This window comes from Streptomyces sp. NPDC086023 (assembly GCF_044540325.1).
Classification (GTDB): Bacteria; Actinomycetota; Actinomycetes; order Streptomycetales; family Streptomycetaceae; genus Streptomyces.
In genome coordinates this window covers 1-19909 of sequence record NZ_JBITRX010000039.1, presented here as the reverse complement: position 1 = coordinate 19909, position 19909 = coordinate 1, and the positions used below count along the sequence as shown (strand labels likewise).

Here is a 19909-nt window from a genome sequence, read left to right as displayed (position 1 = left end):
TATGCGCCACGCATGGGTGGGGTTGCGCTCAGATGAGCGCGAAATCATCGACTGCACTTCTCAAAGGATGGCACTGGGTGCCACCCTTTGTTCGTTCAAGAGTTGAAGGCAAAGTTATCGATCATCGCTCATGTGAGCACTCTGGCGCCCCATCTGACGCTTTTCCCTTTGGGATCTGAAGGCTTGTGGGAGCTTCCGGCTACCGTTGAGTTACTTTCGATCTGCTGGCGGACGGGTGGTTGAAGCCGTACGACGGCCAAGTGGACGTACCGCAACGCCTTCGATCTGGGTATGTTCCTCGCCGTCAGGGCAGCCACCGAGTCCTCGAGGAGTCGAGACCCGTGTCGGAAAACAAAGATCAGAAGTTCGTCTACGACTTCACCGAGGGCAACCGCGACCTCAAGGACCTTCTCGGCGGCAAGGGAGCCAACCTCGCCGAGATGACCAACCTGGGTCTGCCGGTCCCTCCCGGCTTCACCATCACCACCGAGGCCTGCAAGGTCTACCTCGAGAGCGGCGAGGCCCCGGCCGCGCTGCAGGCCGAGGTCAGCGCCCACCTGGAGGCGCTTGAGCAGAAGATGGGCAAGAAGCTCGGTCAGTCCGACGACCCGCTGCTGGTCTCCGTCCGGTCCGGCGCCAAGTTCTCCATGCCCGGCATGATGGACACGGTCCTCAACATCGGCCTCTCGGACGAGTCCGTCACCGGTCTCGCCGCCCAGGCCGACAACGAGCGCTTCGCCTGGGACTCGTACCGCCGCCTGATCCAGATGTTCGGCAAGACCGTCCTGGGCGTCGACGGCGAGCTCTTCGAGGAGGCCCTCGACGAGGCCAAGGCCGCGAAGAAGATCACCGTCGACACCGACCTCGACGCCGCCGACCTCAAGAAGATCGTCAAGACCTTCAAGAAGATCGTCGCCAAGGAGGCGGGCCGCGAGTTCCCGCAGGACCCGCGCGAGCAGATGGACCTCGCCGTCCGCGCCGTCTTCGACTCGTGGAACACCGACCGCGCCAAGCTGTACCGCCGCCAGGAGCGCATCCCCGGCGACCTCGGCACCGCCGTCAACGTCTGCTCCATGGTCTTCGGCAACCTCGGCCCCGACTCGGGCACCGGCGTCGCCTTCACCCGCGACCCCGCCAGCGGCCACCAGGGCGTCTACGGCGACTACCTGCAGAACGCCCAGGGCGAGGACGTCGTCGCGGGCATCCGCAACACCGTGCCGCTCGCGGACCTGGAGCAGATCGACAAGAAGTCGTACGACCAGCTCATGGGCATCATGGAGACGCTCGAGACGCACTACAAGGACCTGTGCGACATCGAGTTCACCATCGAGCGCGGCCAGCTGTGGATGCTCCAGACCCGCGTCGGCAAGCGCACCGCCGGTGCCGCCTTCCGCATCGCCACCCAGCTCGTGGACCAGGGCCTGATCGACGAGGCCGAGGCCCTCCAGCGGGTGACCGGCCACCAGCTCGCCCAGCTGATGTTCCCCCGCTTCGACGAGAGCGCGAAGGTCGAGCTCCTCGGCCGCGGCATCGCCGCCTCCCCGGGCGCGGCCGTCGGCAAGGCCGTCTTCGACTCCTACACGGCCGTCAAGTGGTCCCGCTCCGGCGAGAAGGTCATCCTGATCCGCCGCGAGACCAACCCGGACGACCTGGACGGCATGATCGCCTCCGAGGGCATCCTGACCTCCCGCGGCGGCAAGACCTCGCACGCCGCCGTCGTCGCCCGCGGCATGGGCAAGACCTGTGTCTGCGGCGCCGAGGAGCTGGACGTCGACACCAAGCGCCGCCGCCTGACCACGTCCGCCGGCCAGGTCATCGAGGAGGGCGACGTCGTCTCCATCGACGGCTCCACCGGCAAGGTCTACCTCGGCGAGGTACCCGTCGTACCCTCCCCGGTCGTCGAGTACTTCGAGGGCCGCATGCACGCCGGCGCCGACGACGCCGACGAGCTCGTCCAGGCCGTCCACCGGATCATGGCGTACGCCGACCGGGTCCGCCGCCTGCGCGTCCGCGCCAACGCCGACAACGCCGAGGACGCGCTGCGCGCCCGCCGCTTCGGCGCCCAGGGCATCGGCCTGTGCCGCACCGAGCACATGTTCCTCGGCGAGCGCCGCGAGATGGTCGAGCGCCTGATCCTCGCGGACACCGAGTCCGAGCGCGAGGAGGCACTCAGTGCCCTCCTGCCGCTGCAGAAGAAGGACTTCGTCGAGCTGTTCGAGGCGATGGACGGCCTGCCCGTCACCGTCCGCCTGCTCGACCCGCCGCTGCACGAGTTCCTGCCCGACATCACCGAGCTCTCGGTGCGCGTCGCCCTCGCCGAGGCCCGCAAGGACCACAACGAGAACGACCTGCGCCTGCTCCAGGCCGTGCACAAGCTGCACGAGCAGAACCCGATGCTGGGTCTGCGCGGCGTCCGCCTGGGCCTGGTCATCCCCGGCCTCTTCGCCATGCAGGTCCGTGCGATCGCCGAGGCCGCGGCCATCCGCAAGGACGCCAAGGGCGACCCGCGCGCCGAGATCATGATCCCGCTCGTGGGCACCGTCCAGGAGCTGGAGATCGTCCGCGAGGAGGCCGACGCGATCATCGCCGAGGTCGAGGCCGCCACCGGCACCGAGCTCAAGCTGTCCATCGGCACGATGATCGAGCTGCCCCGCGCCGCCCTGACCGCCGGCCAGATCGCCGAGGCCGCGCAGTTCTTCTCCTTCGGCACGAACGACCTGACCCAGACCGTGTGGGGCTTCTCCCGCGACGACGTCGAGGCCAGCTTCTTCACCGCCTACCTGGAGAAGGGCATCTTCGGGGTCTCGCCCTTCGAGACCATCGACCGCGACGGCGTCGGCGCCCTCGTGCGCCACGCGGTCAAGGAAGGCCGTGCCACCCGCCCCGACCTGAAGCTCGGCGTCTGCGGCGAGCACGGCGGCGACCCGGAGTCGGTGCACTTCTTCCACGAGGCCGGCCTCGACTACGTCTCCTGCTCGCCCTTCCGGATCCCGGTGGCGCGCCTGGAGGCCGGCCGGGCCGCCGCGGAGGCCCAGGGCAGCGACAGCCGCTGAGACTGCGGCCGGGCCGCCCACGGGCCGCCCGGCCGCCCACAACGGGCCGGTGGCGCGAACCGCCGGCCCGGGCGGGTGGCACGAACCACCCGTCCCCGGCCACCCGTCCTGTCATCCCTGACCAGACGGGACGGGCAGGCCGTCCACGGAACCGTCCCCCGCTCACCCGACCCTCATCGAGCGGAGGACGGTTCCGGCATGCCCGGGGGCGGGAAACGCGATATCGGGGTGCGCCATATCCGGCATATCCAAAAAGATGCGGAATTCAACCAGCAGGCGGCGGGCGGATCCCCACCCGCCCGCCGCCTCCTGTCAATCAGCCGGACACGTCGGCGCTTCCCGGTGCGACCGACCGCCAGGCCCCGCAAAGCCCCCCACGGCCTTCGCGGAGCGTTTCCGGTCGCCCCGGAGTGTGCCCGGCGGAGTACAGCATTTCGCTTGTCACGCCCTCGCCGAAAGGGGTTTCAACTGTGGCCGAAAGGGCGTGGTGACGTCGCGTGACGGTGTGCATACTCGTGGGGCGGGGGGATTGCGGTTGCACAGTGTGGGGGTTCAGTGCTGCGTATCCATTTCACTGGAGTGGACCTGGCACGGGTGAGGATGGCGGGGAGACCCGATGCGTTGTGGGAAACGATTCTTAGTTTTCATCGCTTAAGAGACCGGCGTGATGCCCGCCTGTTCGGTGAATGGCGTACGGAAACTCGTACCCGGTTGAATGGTGAAACACGCCTGCTGGGTGCGCTGATACCGATCCGGGGCTATTTCCCGGACTTTCTGACGCCCGCCGAGGGCCGGTACGGCGTGGACCTGGGCCTCGACGCACTCCGCGGCACCCGCGCCTCCCGCCTGCGCCGAGAGCTGGTGCAGGTCGGCGCCGGGGCCCCGATGGTGCCGCGGCTGCGGGAGCTCGCCGAGGGCGGCACCGAGCAGCTGGGCCGGCTGGTCACCGAGCTGCGGGCGTACCACCGGGTCGCGGTCGAGCCGTACTGGACGCACATCCAGGCCCAGATCGAGGCCGAGCGCGCCGCCCGGGGCCGGGCGCTGCTCGACGGAGGGGCGGACGAACTGCTGTCCTCCCTGCCGCCGATGCTGCGCTGGCGCTCGCCGGTGCTGGAGTGCGACTACCCGGTCGACCGGGACGTCCATCTGCGCGGGCGCGGGCTGCTGCTCCAGCCGTCGTTCTTCTGCCGGCGTACGGCGGTGACCCTGGCGGACCCGGAGCTGCCCCCGGTGCTGGTCTACCCGGCGGCCGCGCAGCTGAGTTCGGCCGCCACCCCGCGCGGGGCGGACCCGGGCACGCACCGCACCCTGGGCAAGCTGGTGGGCCACACGCGGTCCGTGGTCCTCCAGGCCATCGGCGACGGGGCCACCACCAGCGAACTGGCCCGCCGCGCCGGCGTCTCGCTCGCCTCGGCGAGCCAGCACGCGTGCGTGATGCGGGAGGCCGGGCTGGTGACCACGCTCCGGCACGGGAACGCCGTCCTGCACACCGTCACCCCCCTGGGCGCGGCCCTCCTCAAGGGCGGGGCCGTGGCCTCCTGAGCGCCGGCCCGTCCACGGCAACCACGGGCCGGGGCGGGGCGGCACAAGGGCGTGGCCCCGGCCGGGGGAGTCCGGCCGGGGCCACGTCCGTCCAGGTCAGGTGCGGAAGGGGCCCGTCACCTCATACGTGATGCCGCCGGACGAGCTGCCGCTCGTACCGCGCTGGCTGGAGAAGTACAGCCGGTTGCCCGCGGGCGAGAAGGCCGGGCCGGTTATCTCGGAGGAGGACTGGCCGGTGATCCGCAGGAACGGCGCCACCACGTCGTCCGGGGTGATCACGCAGATCTCCATGTTGCCGCCGTCCTCGGCGACGTACAGGTCGCCGTACGAGGAGCCCGTGACGTTGTCGACGCCGGTCAGGGGGGCGCCGCCGCCGACCACCAGCGAGTCGTCGTAGGCCAGCTCGTAGGTGCCGCCGGCCAGGTTCAGCTGCCAGACCCGGTTGTCGCCCTTCGTGGTGAACCAGACGGTGTCGTTCGCGTAGTGGCAGCCCTCCCCGCCGCTGAACCGCTTGGCGCCGGAGACCTGGTTGCGGGTCGCGGTCGGCGAGCCGTCCGGGTCCGGGACGGTCTGCCATGTGAAGGATCCGGAGGTGGCGGTGCCGGCCTTCAGGACCTGGAGGGTGCCGGACGAGAGGTTGCCCCAGGTGTTGGGGACGAAGCGGTAGAAGCAGCCGTCGGTCTCGTCCTCGGTCAGGTAGACCACCTGCCGCACCGGGTCGGCCGCGGCCGCCTCGTGCTTGAACCTGCCCATCGCGGGCCGCTGCACGGCCGCGTTCACGCCGAACGGGTCGGTCTCGTAGACGAAGCCGAGGCTGACCTCCTCGCAGGACAGCCAGGTGTTCCACGGGGTCTTGCCGCCCGCACAGTTCTGCCGGGTGCTGGAGAGGATCCGGTACGCGGAGGTGACCGTGCCCGAGGAGTCGAAGCGGACCGCGCTCGCCCCGCCGGAGGGGTTGATCTCGGAGTTGGACACGTAGATCCAGCCCGAGCCGTCCGCGAAACACGCACCGCCGTCCGGGGCGCTGTGCCACTTGTACGAGGTGCTGCCGACGTTCTGGCCGGAGCGGGCGATCACGCGGCTGGTGAAGCCGCCGGGCAGCATGATCCCGTTGGCGTCGGCCGGGTTCAGGGCCCCGTAGGGGCCCGGTCCGGGCTGGGCGGGCGCGGCGTAGGCCGCGCCGCGCATGAGCGTGCCGCCGAAGGCGGCGGCCGAGGAGCCGATGACGGCGCCGCGCAGGAAGGTACGACGTTCCACGGTCACTCCTGGTGGGGAGGGAGCGCCCCGCGGCCCGGGACGGCCACGGGGTCGCGCGCCGAGGAACCTAGGCGTCCGGAATTGACGTGGCGTCAACGCCGGGTGTCCCGGGGGCGACCGGAGCCCTACGGACTGCGGGGTTGCGGAGCCGGTTGCGCCCGCGGGGCGCCCGCACCGACCGACCCGCGCCGGCGCACGCCCCTCCGGCAGCTGCGGCCGGAGGGCCGCACCGGTCCGGGACCTTGGACCCTGGGCCCGGCGGCGGGCGAGGGGGAATCTGGAGCCATGAACCACCACCGCGCCGACATCGCCGGCCGGGCCGACCTCGAACGGCTGCTGCGCCGCTTCTACACCGCGGCCTTCGCGGACCCCCGGATCGGCACCTTCTTCACGGAGATCGCCGGCACCGACCTCGGCGTGCACCTGCCCCGGATCACCGACTTCTGGGAGCGGGCCCTGTTCCGTACCGCCGACTACCGGCGCAACGCCTTCGCCCCGCACGCCGCCCTGCACTCGGTGCGCGGCATGACCGCCGCCGACTTCGGCCGCTGGGTCCAGCTCTGGCACGCCACCGTCGACGGGCTGCACCGGGGACCGAACGCCGAGCGGGCCAAGGCGCAGGGCGAGCGGATCGCCCTCACCCTGCACAGGCGCCTCGCCGGTCCCGGGGCCTCCCTGGCAGGTGCGGAGAACCGCGGCTTCATCCCTCTGGCCGCCCTGGAGCTCCGGTCCGCGGCCTGACCCCGACCTCCACACCCCGTCTGACCTGCGAACACGTCGCCGCGAAAAAATCTTCGAGAAAAATCACCGGCGGGCGATGAGTTCCGGAACGGCCCCCGGTCTATCTCTCTGAAGCCGCCGCCCACGAGGGCGGCGGACGGGAACACCGAGAGAGAAGAGACGGCCGATGTCCGCCACCATGATCTTCGTCAACCTGCCGGTCAAGGACCTGGACGCCGCCAAGGCCTTCTGGGAGAAGCTCGGCTACTCCTTCAACCCGCAGTTCACCGACGAGACGGCCGCCTCCCTGGTCATCAGCGACACGATCTTCGCCATGCTGCTGACCGAGGAGAAGTTCAAGGAGTTCGCCACCAAGCCGGTCGCCGACGCCTCCAAGACCACCGAGGTCATGGTCGCCCTCAGCGCCGAGAGCCGCGAGAAGGTCGACGAGGTCGTGGAGGCCGCCCTCGCCGCCGGAGCCGTCGAGCCCCGGCCCGCCATGGACATGGGCTTCATGTACGGCCGTGCCTTCGAGGACCTGGACCACCACGTCTGGGAGTACGTCTGGATGGACCCGGCCGCCGTCGAGGGCTGAGCCGGCGCCCGGGCGACCGGCACCCCCGGCACCCCGTGCCCCGGGACGACCGATGCCCCCGGGACGACCGATGCCCCCGGGACGACCGATGCCCCCGGGCGGTCCGGGACCGCGCCTCCTCGGCGGCCCCGGACCGGACCCAGGGGTCAGGCCGTCCGCACCTCGTACGTGCGGACCGCCACCCCGTCGTTGTCCAGGCAGCGCCCCGACTCCAGGTCGAAGCGCTGCTTGAGCAGCGGCGAGGCCACGAAGGGGCGCCCCGCGTCGGAGCCCAGCAGCCCCCGGGACAGCACGTGGGCACCGGTGAACGGGTCCTGGTTGCCGATCGCGTACGCGCGGCCCGCCCGGTCCAGGAACAGCGCCGCCTGGCTGCCGTCCGGCAGCAGCGCCGCGACCCCGCGTCCCGGTGTCAGCGCGGTCAGCTCGCAGACCGGCACCCAGTCCTCCCCAGTGCGCAGTTCGACGGTCATCGGGCCGTGCTCCCTTCCAGCGGGCGGATGGTGAGGATCTCCAGGTCGGGCTTGACCTGGTCGCGTTCGGGCACGAACTTCACGGTCGGGTCCGGCGCCCCCGGAGCGTTGACGAAGGACACGAAGCGGCGCATCCGGTCGGGGTCGTCCAGGGTCTCGGCCCACTCGTCGCGGTAGTGGGCCACGTGGTCGGCCATCAGGGCCTCCAGCTCCGCGCACAGCCCCAGCGAGTCGTGCACGACCACGTCCCGCAGGTGGTCCAGGCCGCCCTCCAGGCGCTCCAGCCAGGTGGAGGTGCGCTCCAGGCGGTCGGCGGTGCGGATGTAGAACATCAGGAACCGGTCGATCAGCCGGACCAGCTCGGCGTCGGACAGGTCCTGCGCCAGCAGGTCCGCGTGGCGGGGCGTGGCGCCGCCGTTGCCGCCGACGTAGAGGTTCCAGCCGCCGGCCGTGGCGATCACGCCGAAGTCCTTGCTCTGTGCTTCGGCGCACTCGCGGGCGCAGCCGGAGACCGCGGACTTGAGCTTGTGCGGCGCGCGCAGGCCCCGGTAGCGCAGCTCCAGGTCGATGGCCATCCGTACGCTGTCCTGGACCCCGTACCGGCACCAGGTCTGGCCCACGCAGGACTTCACCGTCCGCAGGGCCTTGCCGTACGCGTGGCCCGACTCGAACCCGGCGTCGACCAGGCGGGTCCAGATCGCGGGGAGCTGGTCGACGCGGGCGCCGAACAGGTCGATCCGCTGCCCGCCGGTGATCTTGGTGTAGAGGCCGAAGTCGCGGGCCACCTCGCCGATCACGATCAGCTTCTCCGGGGTGATCTCGCCGCCGGGGATCCGGGGCACCACCGAGTACGAGCCGTTGCGCTGCAGGTTCGCCAGGAAGTGGTCGTTGGTGTCCTGGAGGGCCGCCTGCTCGCCCGCCAGCACGTACCCCTCCGCGCCGATGGTCGGCGCGAGCGAGGCGATGATCGAGCCGACCGCCGGCTTGCACACGTCGCAGCCCTCGCCGCCGCGCGCCGCCTCCCGGCCGTGGCTGTCGAGGAGTGCGGCGTACGAGGTGATGCGCAGGGTGCGGACGATCTCGTACAGCTCGGCGCGGGTGTACGTGAAGCAGCCGCACAGGCCCTGGTCGCCGGCCTGCGGCAGCAGCTGGCCGATCACCTTCACGCAGCTGCCGCAGCCCGTGCCCGCCTTGGTGCACTTCTTGACCTCGGGCAGGGTGGTGCAGGCGGCGATGGCCTTCTTCGTGACGTTGTGGCAGGAGCAGATGATCGCGTCGTCCGGCAGCGAGGCCGGGCCGAGGGCGGCCGGGGCGCCGATCCCGGCGGGCAGCACCAGCTGCTCGGGGGCGGCCGGCGGCACCGAGCCGGTCAGCGGGCGGAGCAGCCCGTACGAGTCGGCGTCGCCGACCAGCACACCGCCGAGCAGCGTGCCGTCCGCGGCGACGACGAGCTTCTTGTAGACCCCCGAGCGGGAGTCCGAGTAGACCACGTCGAGGCAGCCCTCGGTGGTGCCGTGGGCGTCGCCGAAGGAGGCCACGTCCACGCCCAGCAGCTTGAGCTTGGTGGACAGGTCCGCGCCCGTGAACTCGCGCTCCGCCGTGCCCAGCAGGTCCTCGGCGGCCGTCTGGGCCATCTCGTAGCCGGGCGCGACCAGTCCGTAGACCCGGCCGTCCACCGCGAGGGCGCACTCGCCGATCGCGTACACGCGCGGGTCGGAGGTGCGGCAGCGGGCGTCGACGGCGATGCCGCCGCGCTCGCCGACGTCCAGGCCGCAGTCGCGGCCCAGCTCGTCGCGCGGCCGGACGCCCGCCGAGAACACCACCAGCTCGGTCTCCACGGTGCTGCCGTCGGACAGCCTCATGCCGGTCACCGACCCGTCGGGGCCGGTGACGACCTCCTGGGTGCCGGTGCCCGTGTGGACCGTCAGGCCCATGTCCTCGATGGTGCGCAGCAGGGCCGCGCCGCCGCCCTCGTCGACCTGGACGGGCATCAGGCGCGGGGCGAACTCCACGATGTGGGTGGCCAGTCCGAGCCCCTGGAGGGCGCCGGCGGCCTCCAGGCCCAGCAGGCCGCCGCCGACGACCGCGCCGCGCGTGCGGCCCTTCGCGTACTCCTCGATCGCGAGCAGGTCCTCGATGGTGCGGTAGACGAAGCAGCCCTGCGCGTCCCTGCCCGGCACGGGCGGCACGAACGGGTACGAGCCGGTGGCCAGCACCAGGGTGTCGTACGGCACGACCCGCCCGGAGCGGGCGGTGACCGTCCGGGCCGCGCGGTCGACGGCGGCCGCGGGGTCGCCCAGGAGCAGCTCGATCCCGTGCTCCTCCATGAAACCGGCCGGAGTCATGGACAGGTCCTCCGGGCTGCTGCCGGAGAAGTACGAGGTGAGGTGGACCCGGTCGTACGCCGGGCGGGGCTCCTCGCAGAGCACGACGACGCGGTGCGTCGCGGTCAGTCCGCGTTCGGCGAGCGCTTCGAGGTAGCGCTGGCCGACCATGCCGTGCCCGATGAGCACGATCGTGGGCTTGGGGGCGGGGTTGGCCATCTCAGGAGCCTCCGTCGTCGGTGAGCAGGTGGAGCAGTGGATTCCGGTGGGAATCCGGTGGCGGGTCCGGCAGGGGTTCGTCGCTCTCCCAGGTACGGGCGAGGGCGCCCACGGTGGAGAGCTCGCCGAGCAGCACGCCCCCGACGAGGCGGTCGCCGCGGACGACGACCTTGCGGTACGTGCTGCGGGTGGCGTCGACCAGCCGGACGACGTCGTCGCCGGGCCGGGGCGTGGTCTCGCCGAAGGCGGCCAGGTCCAGGGGACGTTCGCCGGTGGCGAGGGTGAGGCGGGTGAGGGTGCGGGTGCCGGTGTAGCGGGGGGTGGTGGGGGCCGGCGTGGTGGGGGTGGACGTGGTGTGGGGCCCGGCCGGGGCGACGGGGGCGGCGCCGGTCAGGGTCCGGGCCAGGGCGTCGGCCTGTTCCAGCGCCGGTCCGGCGAGCCCGTACACCTGCCCGTCGTGCTCGGCGCAGTCGCCGATCGCGTACACGTGCGGGTCCGACGTGCGCAGCGCGTCGTCCACGACGATGCCGCGGCGGGTCTCGATGCCGGCGGCCTGCGCGAGGCCGACGCGGGGCCGGACTCCGCAGGCGATGACCACCAGCTCGGCCTCCAGCCGGTATCCGTCGCCCAGCTCCACGGAGGTCACGCGGCGGGTGGAGGCGGTGGGGGCAGGACCGGTCGCGCCGGCGGGGCCGGGGGCGGAGGGGGAGGTGATCAGGCCGCGGACGCGGCACTCGGTGTGGACCTCCACGCCGAGGGCGGTCAGGTGGGTGCGGACCAGCCCGGCGGCCTCCTCGTCCAGTTGACGTTCCATCAGCCGCGCGCCCTGCTGCGCCAGCACCACCTGCGCCCCGCGGGCGGCCAGTGCCCGGGCCGCCGAGACGCCCAGCAGGCCCCCGCCGATGACCACCGCGCGCAGCCCGGGGCGCACCGCCGCCGAGAGGGCCAGGCAGTCGTCCATGGTGCGGAACGGGTGCACGCCGTCCGGCAGTTCACCGCCGCCCGGCTCGAACAGGCCGCGCAGCGGCGGCAGCACCGGGTTCGACCCCGTGGCCAGCACCAGGTCGTCGTACGGCAGGACCGCGCCGTCGTCGCAGTGCACCTCCCGGGCGCCCCGGTCCACCCGCACCGCGCGCACCCCCTGCCGCAGCACCGGGCCGGGGGAGGGGAGGGCGGTGACCTCGGGCGCGTACCGCCCGGCCAGCACCTCGGCGAGCAGCACCCGGTTGTACGGGGCGTGCTGCTCCTCGCCCAGTACGGTCACGGACACGGCTGGGGTGGCGGTGGTGGGGGCTGTGGCTGTGGCGGTGCCCGGGGTCGAGCCCGGGGCCGCGGAGGCGGCCGTGAGCCGCTGGGCCAGGCGCAGGCCCGCCATTCCGCCGCCGATCACCACCACACGTCGCGAGGTCATGTCAGGAGACTGCGGGCCCGCTGTTTCCCCACCGCATCACCACTGTTTCCCGCGGGGAACGCTGCCCTCCCGGGGGGTGCCCGTCGGATGTGAGGGGTCGCGTGAGGCGTGGACCAGGGGTCACCGAGGTGCGGGATGAGGGGTGGTTCAACGCTCCCTCAAACCCGGCTTAAGGATCACCACACCCCCTCTGACCTGGCATAGCGTGCCCCGCATGAGATCCGCCCCCGCGCGTCTGCGCACCGGGCTGCTCGGCGGGGCCGGTGGCGTGTTCGCCCTCTGGGCCGCCCAGGTCCGGCCCTCCGCACGACTCGATGCGCTCTTCGCCACCGCCGCCCACCTGACCGGCCTGCTCGCCGGGTACGGGGTGCTCGCGCTGCTCTTCCTGATGGCGCGGGTGCCCGCCGTGGAACACGGGGTGGGCGCGGACCGGCTGGCCCGCCTGCACGCCCTCGGCGGCCGGTGGGTGCTCGGGCTGTGCCTCGGGCACGGGGTGTTCGCCCTGTGCGGCTACGCCGTCCACACCGGGTCCGACGCGATCGGCGCCGCCGCCGCGCTGCTGGGCTACCCCGCGCTCGCGGCGGCCGCGCTGGGGGCGGTGCTGCTGGCCGCCGTCGGGGTGACCTCCGCCAGGGCCGCGCGCCGCCGCCTGCCCCACGAGACGTGGCGCGGGGTGCACCTGCTGACGTACCCGGCGGTGGCGCTGGGCTTCGGCCACCAGCTCGCCGGCCCGGATCTCGCGTCCGTCCCGCCGGTAGCGTGGTGCTGGGCGCTGTTGCACACGGCCGTCGCCGTGCTGCTGCTCTGGTACCGGGCCGTGGTGCCCGTACGGCAGGCGCTGCGGCACGGGCTGCGGGTGGCCGGGGTGCGTGCCGAGGGGCCCGGTGTGGTGTCCGTGACGGTGACGGGGGAGGGCCTGGCGGAGCTGCGGGCCGAGCCGGGGCAGTTCCTGCGGTGGCGTTTCCTGTGCCGCGGGCTCTGGCACACCGCGCTGCCCTTCTCCCTCTCGGCGCCGGTACGGGACGACACGCTGCGGATCACCGTGAAGGGCCTCGGGCGCCACTCGCGCCGGATCCGCCGGCTGCGGCCGGGCACGCGGGTGCTGGCCACCGGCCCGTTCGGCGCTCTCACCGCGCGCCGCCGTACCCGCCCGAAGGTGCTGCTGATCGCGGGCGGGGTCGGGATCACCCCGCTGCGCGCCCTCTTCGAAACGCTGCCCGGCGGGCCCGGGGACCTGACCCTGCTCTACCGCGCGGGCGACATCGGGCAGCTGGTGCTGCGGGGCGAGCTGGAGGCCATCGCCGCCGAGCGGGGGGCCGGCCTGCACTACCTGCTCGGGCCGTCGGACGGGGCGTACGACCCGCTGGCGCCCGGAGCCCTGAGGGAGCTGGTGCCCGACCTCGACGCCCACGACGTCTACCTGTGCGGGCCGCCGGGGATGGCCGCGGCCACCACGAACTCGCTGCGGCGGGCCGGGGTGCCCGCGGCGCGCATCCATTCGGAGTGCTTCGCGTACTGAGCCGCGCCGATCCGACGACCACTCCACGCGGACCCCGACGACCGGTCCGCGCCGACCCCGACGACCACTCCACGCAGACCCCGACGACCGGTCCGCGCCGACCCCGACGACCACTCCACGCAGACCCCGACGACCGGTCCGCGCCGACTCCGACGACCACCCCGCGCCGCCCCCCCCGGCCGACCCTGCCGATCACCCCGGCGACGACTTCGCCGATCGCCCCTCCCCCCCGTACCCGGAAGACGAGGACATGGCCCGCCACCGCAAGCCCCCCACCGCGCCCGCCCTGCTGCGCAGGGCCCTGGCCGCCGTACCGCCCGCGCAGCGGCTCGCGGCGGCCCTCGCCCTGGCCAGTGCGCTCTCGGCGACCGCCGTCACCGCGTTCGTCGACCCGGCCGCGCCCGCCGCCCCGGACCGCGCGCCGGCGGGAACCTCAAGCCTTGCGCAATTCTCGCGGGATTGATGGACGCTGCACCGATCCCGTCCATAGGGTCGCGATCATGCCCGACATATCGCTGACCATGACCGTCCTGCTCTGCCTGGCCGCACTCGGCGCGGGCTGGGTCGACGCGGTGGTGGGCGGCGGCGGGCTCATCCAGCTCCCCGCGCTGATGCTCGGGCTGCCGTCCTCCCTTCCCCCGGCCTATGCCCTGGCGACGAACAAGGCCGTCAGCATCGTCGGCACCTCGGGCGCGGCGGTGACGTACGTGCGCAAGACGCCGGTGGACGTGAAGCTCTCCGTCCGCATCGGCCTGGCCGCGCTGGCCGGGTCGATGGGCGGCGCGCTGCTCGCCGGCGGCATCAGCAAGGACGTCCTGCGCCCCGCGATCATGGTGATCCTGCTGCTGGTGGCGGCCTTCGTGATCTTCAAGCCGTCCTTCGGCAGCGCCCCCGCCACCGGCCCGGTCACCCGGCAGCGCGTGCTCCTGGCCATCCTGCTGGCCGGCGGCGGCATCGGCTTCTACGACGGGCTCGTGGGCCCGGGCACGGGCACGTTCCTGGTCCTCGCGCTGACCGCGCTCCTGCACCTCGACCTGGTGACCGCCTCCGCAACCACCAAGATCGTCAACGTGTGCACCAACCTGGGCGCGCTGGTGATGTTCTCGTACCAGGGCTACGTGCTCTGGCAGCTGGCCGCCCTGATGGCCGTCTTCAACCTAGCCGGGGGCATGATCGGCGCCCGCATGGCGCTCAAGAAGGGCAGCGGCTTCGTCCGCGGGGTGCTGCTGAGCGTGGTGTGCGTGCTGGTGGTGAAGCTCGGGCTGGAGCAGTGGGCCGCTGCGTGAGCCGCGGGCGCCTCTCAGTACGTGCCCGTCAGATGCGCGAACACCACCACGTTCCCCCGGTACCCGGTGCGGGCCGAGAAGCCGCCGCCGCAGGTGATCACCCGTAGCTCCGCGCGCGGCGCGGGCCCGTACACCCGCGCGTCCGGGAAGCGCCCGGCCTCGTACACCTCGACCGCGTACACCGTGAACACGGCCGTACGGCCGTCCGCGCGCCCCACCTCGATCGCGGCCCCGCGCCGCACCGCGCCCAGGTCGTAGAAGACGGCGCGTCCCTCGGCGTGGTCCACGTGACCGGCCACGACCGCCGTCCCGGTGGCTCCGGGCGGGGTGCCGTGCCGGTACCAGCCGGCCACCCCGGTCCGCTCGGGCGGCGGGACCTCCAGGCGGCCGTCGCGCTGGAGACCGAGGCCGACGAGCGGGGCGTCCACCCGGATCGAGGGGATCCGGATGCGCAGCGGCGGCGCGCCGGGCAGCGGGGCGATGGCCGTGCCGTGGTCGGCGCCACGGGACCCGAGGGCCTCCGAGAGGGCGGGCTGCGGCGGGCGCACGGTCTCCGACGAGCCGCTGCCGATCAGCCAGATGCCGGTGCACGCGGCCAGGGCGAGCAGCCCGCCACGGCGGGCGGTGCGCGGGTCCCGGTGCATGCGGCCCCCTCGGTCTGGGCGGGCCGCCGCCCGGCCCCGGCTCTCTCGGGGCGGGCGACGGCGGGAGGTACCGGTGGGATTCCGGGGTACCGCCGGTATCCGTCGGATCCGGGGTACCCGCGGAGCCCGTCAGGCCCGCGTGCCGCTCGCCCGGCGACGCAGGGCCCAGGTACCGCCGACGGCGGTCGCGGCCAGTACGGCCACCCCCGCCGCGATCCTGGCGGGGTCGGCGGAGGTCGTCGTACCGCCGCCCACGCCGGTCTGTACGTGGCCCTGCGGGCCGCGTTCGGTGACGATCAGGTCCCCGGTGGCGAACTTGCCGTTGGTGCAGGTGGCGCCGATCGCGTAGGTGCCGGGGCGGGTGTCGTGCGCGACCCGGAACTGGCCGACCGCGTCCTCCTTGTGGGTGGAGGGGGCCAGCCGGAAGCGTCCGCCGCTCACGGTCGTGGCGTCACCGTCCGCCGTACCGGCGGGGCCGCAGGCCGTGGTGTTCACCGTGACGGTGGCGCCCGGGGCGGCGGACTTCGGGAAGATCTCCAGCACTGCGAACTCCCCGGCGAAGGCGCCGGTGACCGGGGCCAGCAGGGCGGCGGCGGTCAGCAGGGTGCCGGTCAGCAGACGGGTGCGCATATCGCTCCTCGGGGGCGGGCTCTCCCTTCAGAGGAGAACGGCCCCGGGCCGGTGCGGCCACCGCACGTCCCGGCCGCGCCGCACCCGTTCCGTTGGTTTTCCGCAGGTCAGCCCGGGGCCGCTCACCCGGTCGGAGAGGGGGCCCGGGGCGCGCCGTTCGGGTGAGGAGGGCCCGCGCCGCCTCCGGGGACCCGACCGCCACGCCGGCCACAGCTCCTCGGGGCGCGGCTGGACGGACACGGCGGGCGCGGGCTCGCCGACGCCCAGACCGCCGGGCGCGGCACAGCCGCCGAGGGCAGGGAGGAACGCGGCCACGGCGAGGGCCGGGGCGGCGGCACGGATTGCTCCGATCATGTCGGATACGAGGAGGGGGTGGGGGGACGGGCCGCGGCCGGGGCCGCGACAATCGACGGTAGACGGCGCCCGTCACGGGCACCGGGACGTTGTGCAACAGCTGTGCGGACGAGCCGGTCCCGGCCCGGCCGCGGCACGCCACCGGGGGTTCCGGCCGGGGCCGGACCTCCCGTTGTAACCAAGGGAGGAACCCCGTGACATCGGTCGAACGGCCGGTCCTGACGGTGCTGACCACCGTCGACTCGGCGGACGCCGCCCAGGCCCTGGCCCGGGTCGCGGTCGAGGCGCGGCTCGCCGCCTGCGCGCAGGTCTCCGGCCCGGTGACCTCCGTCTACCGCTGGAAGGGCGCCGTCGAGACCGCCCAGGAGTGGCAGGTGCTGTTCAAGACCACCGAGGACGCGTACGCCGCCCTGGAGGCCCGGTTGACCGCCGAGCACCCCTACGACACCCCCGAGATCATCGCGACCCCGGTCGTCCGCGGCGCCGCCGGCTACCTCGCGTGGGTCGGCGCGGAGGTCGAGTCCCGGTGAGCGCGGCGGAGCTGCCCTTCTTCGTCTACGGGACGCTGCGCCCCGGCGAGTACAATCACGGCCTCTTCCTGCGCGGCCGGACCGCCGCCGAGGAGCCGGCCCGGCTGCCGGGCGCGGTGCTGTACGAGGGCCCCGGCTACCCGTACGCCGTCGAGCTCCCGGCACCGGCCGCCGGCGCGGGCGTCGTCGGCGAGCTGATCACACCGGCCGCCGGGCAGTACCGCGACCTGCTCGACGTACTGGACCGGCTGGAGGAGTACCACGGCCCCGGCCGCCCCCGGAACGTCTACGACCGGGTCCCGCGCCAGGCCCTGCGCCCGGACGGCACGCCCGTACCGGCCTGGGTCTACGTGGCCGCCGGGCCGGTCGCCGCGGAACTGCGCACCACGGGTACCCTCATCGCCGGCGGCGACTGGCTGCGCCGCTGACGCTCACCCCACCGGCTCGACGCGCACCGCACAGACCTTGAACTCCGGCATCCGGGAGACCGGGTCGAGCGCCGGGTTGGTGAGGGAGTTCGCGCGCCCCTCGCCCGGCCAGTGGAACGGCATGAACACCGTGTCCGCCCGGATCGAGTCGGTGATCCGGGCCGGCGCCACGGCCCGCCCGCGCCGTGACACCACCGCGAGTGGCCGGCCCTCCACGGCACCGATCCGCTCGGCCAGCCGCGGGTGCAGCTCCACGAACGGCCCCGGCGCCGCCCGGTTCAGCTCCTCGACCCGCCGGGTCTGCGCCCCCGACTGGTACTGGGAGACCACCCGGCCGGTGGTCAGCAGCAGCGGGTACTCGGCGTCCGGCAGCTCCCCGGCCTCGCGGTGCGCGACGGGCACGAAGCGGGCCAGGCCGTCCTCGGTGGCGAACCGGTCCAGGAACAGGCGCGGGCTGCCCGGGTGTTCGGGGGACGGACAGGGCCAGAAGACGCCCTGCTCCCGCTCGATGCGCGCATAGTCGATGCCCGCGTAGTCGGCGGGACCGCCGGCCGAGGCGCGCCCCAGCTCCGCGAACACCTCCGCCGGGTCGGTCGGGAACTTCTTCTCCAGGTCCACCTGCCCGAACTCCGGGCCCAGCCGGGCCGCGAGCCCGTGCAGCACGTCGAGGTCGCTGCGCACCCCCGGCGGGGGAGTCAGGGCCTGCCTGCGCAGCAGCACCCGCCCCTCCAGGTTCGTCGTCGTCCCGGTCTCCTCGGCCCACTGCGTGACGGGCAGGACCACGTCCGCCATGGCCGCGGTCTCGGACAGCACCACATCGGCGACGACGAGGAACTCCAGCGAACGCAGCCGCTCCTCGACGTGCGCGGCCCGCGGCGCGGAGACCACCGGGTTCGACCCCATGAGCAGCAGCGCGCGGGGGCCGTCCCCGGTGCCGAGCGCGTCGAGCAGCTCGTACGCGCTGCGGCCGGGCCCGGGCAGCGAGTCGGCCGGCACCCCCCACACGCGGGCCACGTGCTCGCGCGCCGCGGGGTCGGTCAGCTTGCGGTAGCCGGGCAGCTGGTCGGCCTTCTGGCCGTGCTCACGCCCGCCCTGCCCGTTGCCCTGGCCGGTCAGGCAGCCGTACCCGGACAGGGGCCGCCCGGCGCGGCCGGTGGCCAGGCACAGGTTGATCCACGCGCCGACCGTGTCGGTGCCCTTGGACTGCTGCTCGGGTCCGCGGGCGGTCAGCACCATGGCCGACTCGGGGGCGCAGAACATCCGCACCGCCTCCCGCAGCTTCGGCACGGGCACGCCCGTGATCCGCTCGACGAGCTCGGGCCAGTGCGCCATGGCCGCGGCCCGGGCCTCGGCCCAGCCGCCGGTGCGGGCGGCGATGAACTCCTCGTCGGTCCGCCCCTCCGCGACCACCAGGTGCAGCAGGCCCAGGGCCAGCGCCAGGTCGGTGCCGGGGCGGGGGGCCAGGTGCAGGTCGGCCTGCTCCGCCGTACGGGTCCGGCGGGGGTCGACGACGATGAGCGTGCCGCCGTTCTCCTTGAGCTCGGTGAGGTAGCGCAGGGCGGGCGGCATGGTCTCGGCCAGGTTGGAGCCGACGAGGATCACGCAGCCGGTACGGGGGATGTCCTCCAGCGGGAACGGCAGCCCGCGGTCCAGGCCGAAGGCCCGCTGGTGGGCGGCGGCGGCCGAGGACATGCAGAACCGGCCGTTGTAGTCGATCTGCGAGGTCCCCAGGGCGACGCGCGCGAACTTCCCGAGCGCGTACGCCTTCTCGTTGGTGAGACCACCGCCGCCGAAGACCCCGACAGCGTCCGGACCGTGCCCACGACGGACGCGTGCCAGGCCCTCGGCGACGGCGTCGAGGGCCTCCTCCCAGGTGGCCGGTTCGAGCGCACCTGTGGCATGGGTGCGGACCAGTGGCTCGGTGAGCCGGACCCGGGAGGAGAGCACTGCGGGTGCCGTGCGGCCCTTTCCGCACAGCGCCCCCCGGTTGACCGGAAACTCCGGCCGCTCCACCACCGACACCGCCACGCCGTCGCCATCGGGCGAGGGCGCCAGACCCATCCCGCACTGAAGTGCGCAGTACGGGCAGTGGGTGGCGGTGACGGAACCGGGTTCAGTGCGCATGCCGCCAGGGTGCGCTGCGGGTGTTACACCGAACTCCACCCCGCGTTACACCCCAGGTACACCCCCCTCCCGCCAGGTGCCCGCCCCACGGTGAGGTCCACCGGCACCCGACTGCACGCCCAGCCCCGGCCGGACCCCCACCTCATCGACACCGGGGCGAGGCCAGGACGAGTCCCGCCGTGTCGAGCGCGCACGGAACACGGACACCCCCCGACACGAGCGAACCGGCACGCGCCGGGCCGTGAGATCCGCTGAGCGGAACTGTCGACGGGTGATCCGCGGGCCCAGACGCCGGAAGGGCTCGGACCGGCATGAATCGCCCGCCCGCATGACGAAAAGCACGCCGCGGCCTCCCGGCACCAGCGAACCGGCACCTCCCGGGCCCTGAGGTCCGCTGAACTGTCGACAGGTCATCCGCGGGCCCAGACGCCGGCAGGGCTCGGACCGGCAGCCTCGGGAACGCCAGCGGCGTGATCAGCCCCGGGCGGCCTGTCGGCCGCCGAGACGGCGGGAGCGCGTAGCGATCTGTGGCGGCTTATGAAGGGGCGCAGACGGCCCGGAGGCCGCCGAGACGGCCGGTGGGCCTACGGACGGGGATGCGCGCCCCGTGGGGCGGGGGCCCGCCGACAGCGCTGGTGGACGGAGGGGTGCTGCCGTCTGGTGGGATGCCCTTCCCCCGACGCTGGGTGATGGCTGTGAGGGTGGTGAGTGGCTTGTGTTGCTCCGGGGCGTTTTTCGGGGGTTGTCCGCCGAGGGTCTTTGCCTTCCGGACCGGGGTGGGCGGTCAAGGGTGACCCGAAGGG

16 protein-coding genes are annotated in these 19909 nt (G+C 73.5%); 9 read left to right on the top strand and 7 right to left on the bottom strand.

Annotated features, from left to right (window positions below; translation table 11 throughout):
* Nucleotides 1–341: 341 nt before the first annotated feature.
* Nucleotides 342–3053, top strand: coding sequence for a pyruvate, phosphate dikinase (gene ppdK / locus ACIF6F_RS37145; protein ID WP_399958159.1), 2712 nt, complete (start codon nucleotides 342–344; stop codon nucleotides 3051–3053).
* Between the two features lie 555 nt (nucleotides 3054–3608).
* Nucleotides 3609–4595 (top strand): ArsR/SmtB family transcription factor, encoded by a 987-nt coding sequence (locus ACIF6F_RS37140; RefSeq protein ID WP_399958155.1) that lies wholly within the window; start codon nucleotides 3609–3611, stop codon nucleotides 4593–4595.
* A 96-nt stretch (nucleotides 4596–4691) separates the two neighbouring features.
* Here the strand turns inward: ACIF6F_RS37140 and ACIF6F_RS37135 are convergent, their stop codons facing one another.
* On the bottom strand, nucleotides 4692–5852 hold the full coding sequence (locus ACIF6F_RS37135; RefSeq protein ID WP_399958153.1) for an alkaline phosphatase PhoX: 1161 nt from the start codon (nucleotides 5850–5852) through the stop codon (nucleotides 4692–4694).
* A gap of 285 nt (nucleotides 5853–6137) precedes the next feature.
* Here ACIF6F_RS37135 and ACIF6F_RS37130 point away from each other — a divergent pair, with 285 nt between their 5' ends.
* On the top strand, nucleotides 6138–6593 hold the full coding sequence (locus ACIF6F_RS37130) for a group III truncated hemoglobin (protein ID WP_399958150.1): 456 nt from the start codon (nucleotides 6138–6140) through the stop codon (nucleotides 6591–6593).
* 166 nt (nucleotides 6594–6759) lie between these two features.
* Nucleotides 6760–7167, top strand: coding sequence for a VOC family protein (locus ACIF6F_RS37125; protein WP_399958147.1), 408 nt, complete (start codon nucleotides 6760–6762; stop codon nucleotides 7165–7167).
* Nucleotides 7168–7313: 146 nt separating this feature from the next.
* Here the strand turns inward: ACIF6F_RS37125 and nirD are convergent, their stop codons facing one another.
* From nirD to ACIF6F_RS37110, 3 genes are read right to left on the bottom strand one after another with little or no spacing between them, the layout of a single operon-like run.
* Nucleotides 7314–7637 carry a nitrite reductase small subunit NirD gene (gene nirD / locus ACIF6F_RS37120; RefSeq protein ID WP_399958144.1) on the bottom strand — a complete coding sequence of 108 codons (324 nt, stop codon included), beginning with the start codon at nucleotides 7635–7637 and terminating at the stop codon, nucleotides 7314–7316.
* Nucleotides 7634–10180 (bottom strand): nitrite reductase large subunit NirB, encoded by a 2547-nt coding sequence (nirB, locus tag ACIF6F_RS37115; RefSeq protein ID WP_399958141.1) that lies wholly within the window; start codon nucleotides 10178–10180, stop codon nucleotides 7634–7636. The genes nirD and nirB overlap by 4 nt, the downstream gene beginning before the upstream one ends.
* A 1-nt stretch (nucleotide 10181) precedes the next feature.
* On the bottom strand, nucleotides 10182–11591 hold the full coding sequence (locus ACIF6F_RS37110) for an NAD(P)/FAD-dependent oxidoreductase (RefSeq protein WP_399958138.1): 1410 nt from the start codon (nucleotides 11589–11591) through the stop codon (nucleotides 10182–10184).
* A 214-nt stretch (nucleotides 11592–11805) separates the two neighbouring features.
* Here ACIF6F_RS37110 and ACIF6F_RS37105 point away from each other — a divergent pair, with 214 nt between their 5' ends.
* The 3 genes from ACIF6F_RS37105 to ACIF6F_RS37095 all read left to right on the top strand — a co-directional run bounded on the left by ACIF6F_RS37105 (nucleotide 11806) and on the right by ACIF6F_RS37095 (nucleotide 14396).
* Complete coding sequence (locus ACIF6F_RS37105; protein WP_399958135.1) at nucleotides 11806–13110, top strand: ferric reductase-like transmembrane domain-containing protein; 1305 nt, start codon at nucleotides 11806–11808, stop codon at nucleotides 13108–13110.
* 250 nt (nucleotides 13111–13360) lie between these two features.
* On the top strand, nucleotides 13361–13573 hold the full coding sequence (locus tag ACIF6F_RS37100; RefSeq protein WP_399958132.1) for a hypothetical protein: 213 nt from the start codon (nucleotides 13361–13363) through the stop codon (nucleotides 13571–13573).
* A 37-nt stretch (nucleotides 13574–13610) separates the two neighbouring features.
* Nucleotides 13611–14396 carry a sulfite exporter TauE/SafE family protein gene (locus ACIF6F_RS37095; protein WP_399958129.1) on the top strand — a complete coding sequence of 262 codons (786 nt, stop codon included), beginning with the start codon at nucleotides 13611–13613 and terminating at the stop codon, nucleotides 14394–14396.
* A gap of 14 nt (nucleotides 14397–14410) precedes the next feature.
* Here ACIF6F_RS37095 and ACIF6F_RS37090 read toward each other — a convergent pair whose 3' ends face one another.
* Both ACIF6F_RS37090 and ACIF6F_RS37085 read right to left on the bottom strand, forming a co-directional pair.
* Entirely contained in the window at nucleotides 14411–15040 is a 630-nt protein-coding gene (locus ACIF6F_RS37090; protein ID WP_399958127.1) for a class F sortase, read from the bottom strand.
* A gap of 129 nt (nucleotides 15041–15169) precedes the next feature.
* Nucleotides 15170–15670, bottom strand: a complete 501-nt coding sequence (locus tag ACIF6F_RS37085) for a hypothetical protein (RefSeq protein WP_399958124.1) — start codon at nucleotides 15668–15670, stop codon at nucleotides 15170–15172.
* A 548-nt stretch (nucleotides 15671–16218) separates the two neighbouring features.
* Between ACIF6F_RS37085 and cutA the strand changes: the two genes are divergently transcribed.
* Both cutA and ACIF6F_RS37075 read left to right on the top strand, forming a co-directional pair.
* A complete protein-coding gene (cutA, locus tag ACIF6F_RS37080; RefSeq protein ID WP_399958121.1) occupies nucleotides 16219–16554 on the top strand; it encodes a divalent-cation tolerance protein CutA in 336 nt (111 codons plus the stop codon).
* Entirely contained in the window at nucleotides 16551–16982 is a 432-nt protein-coding gene (locus tag ACIF6F_RS37075) for a gamma-glutamylcyclotransferase family protein (RefSeq protein ID WP_399958118.1), read from the top strand. The genes cutA and ACIF6F_RS37075 overlap by 4 nt, the downstream gene beginning before the upstream one ends.
* A gap of 3 nt (nucleotides 16983–16985) precedes the next feature.
* On the opposite strand, the gene ACIF6F_RS37070 is transcribed toward ACIF6F_RS37075, so the two are convergent.
* Nucleotides 16986–19106 carry a molybdopterin oxidoreductase family protein gene (locus tag ACIF6F_RS37070; protein ID WP_399958115.1) on the bottom strand — a complete coding sequence of 707 codons (2121 nt, stop codon included), beginning with the start codon at nucleotides 19104–19106 and terminating at the stop codon, nucleotides 16986–16988.
* Nucleotides 19107–19909: the final 803 nt, after the last annotated feature.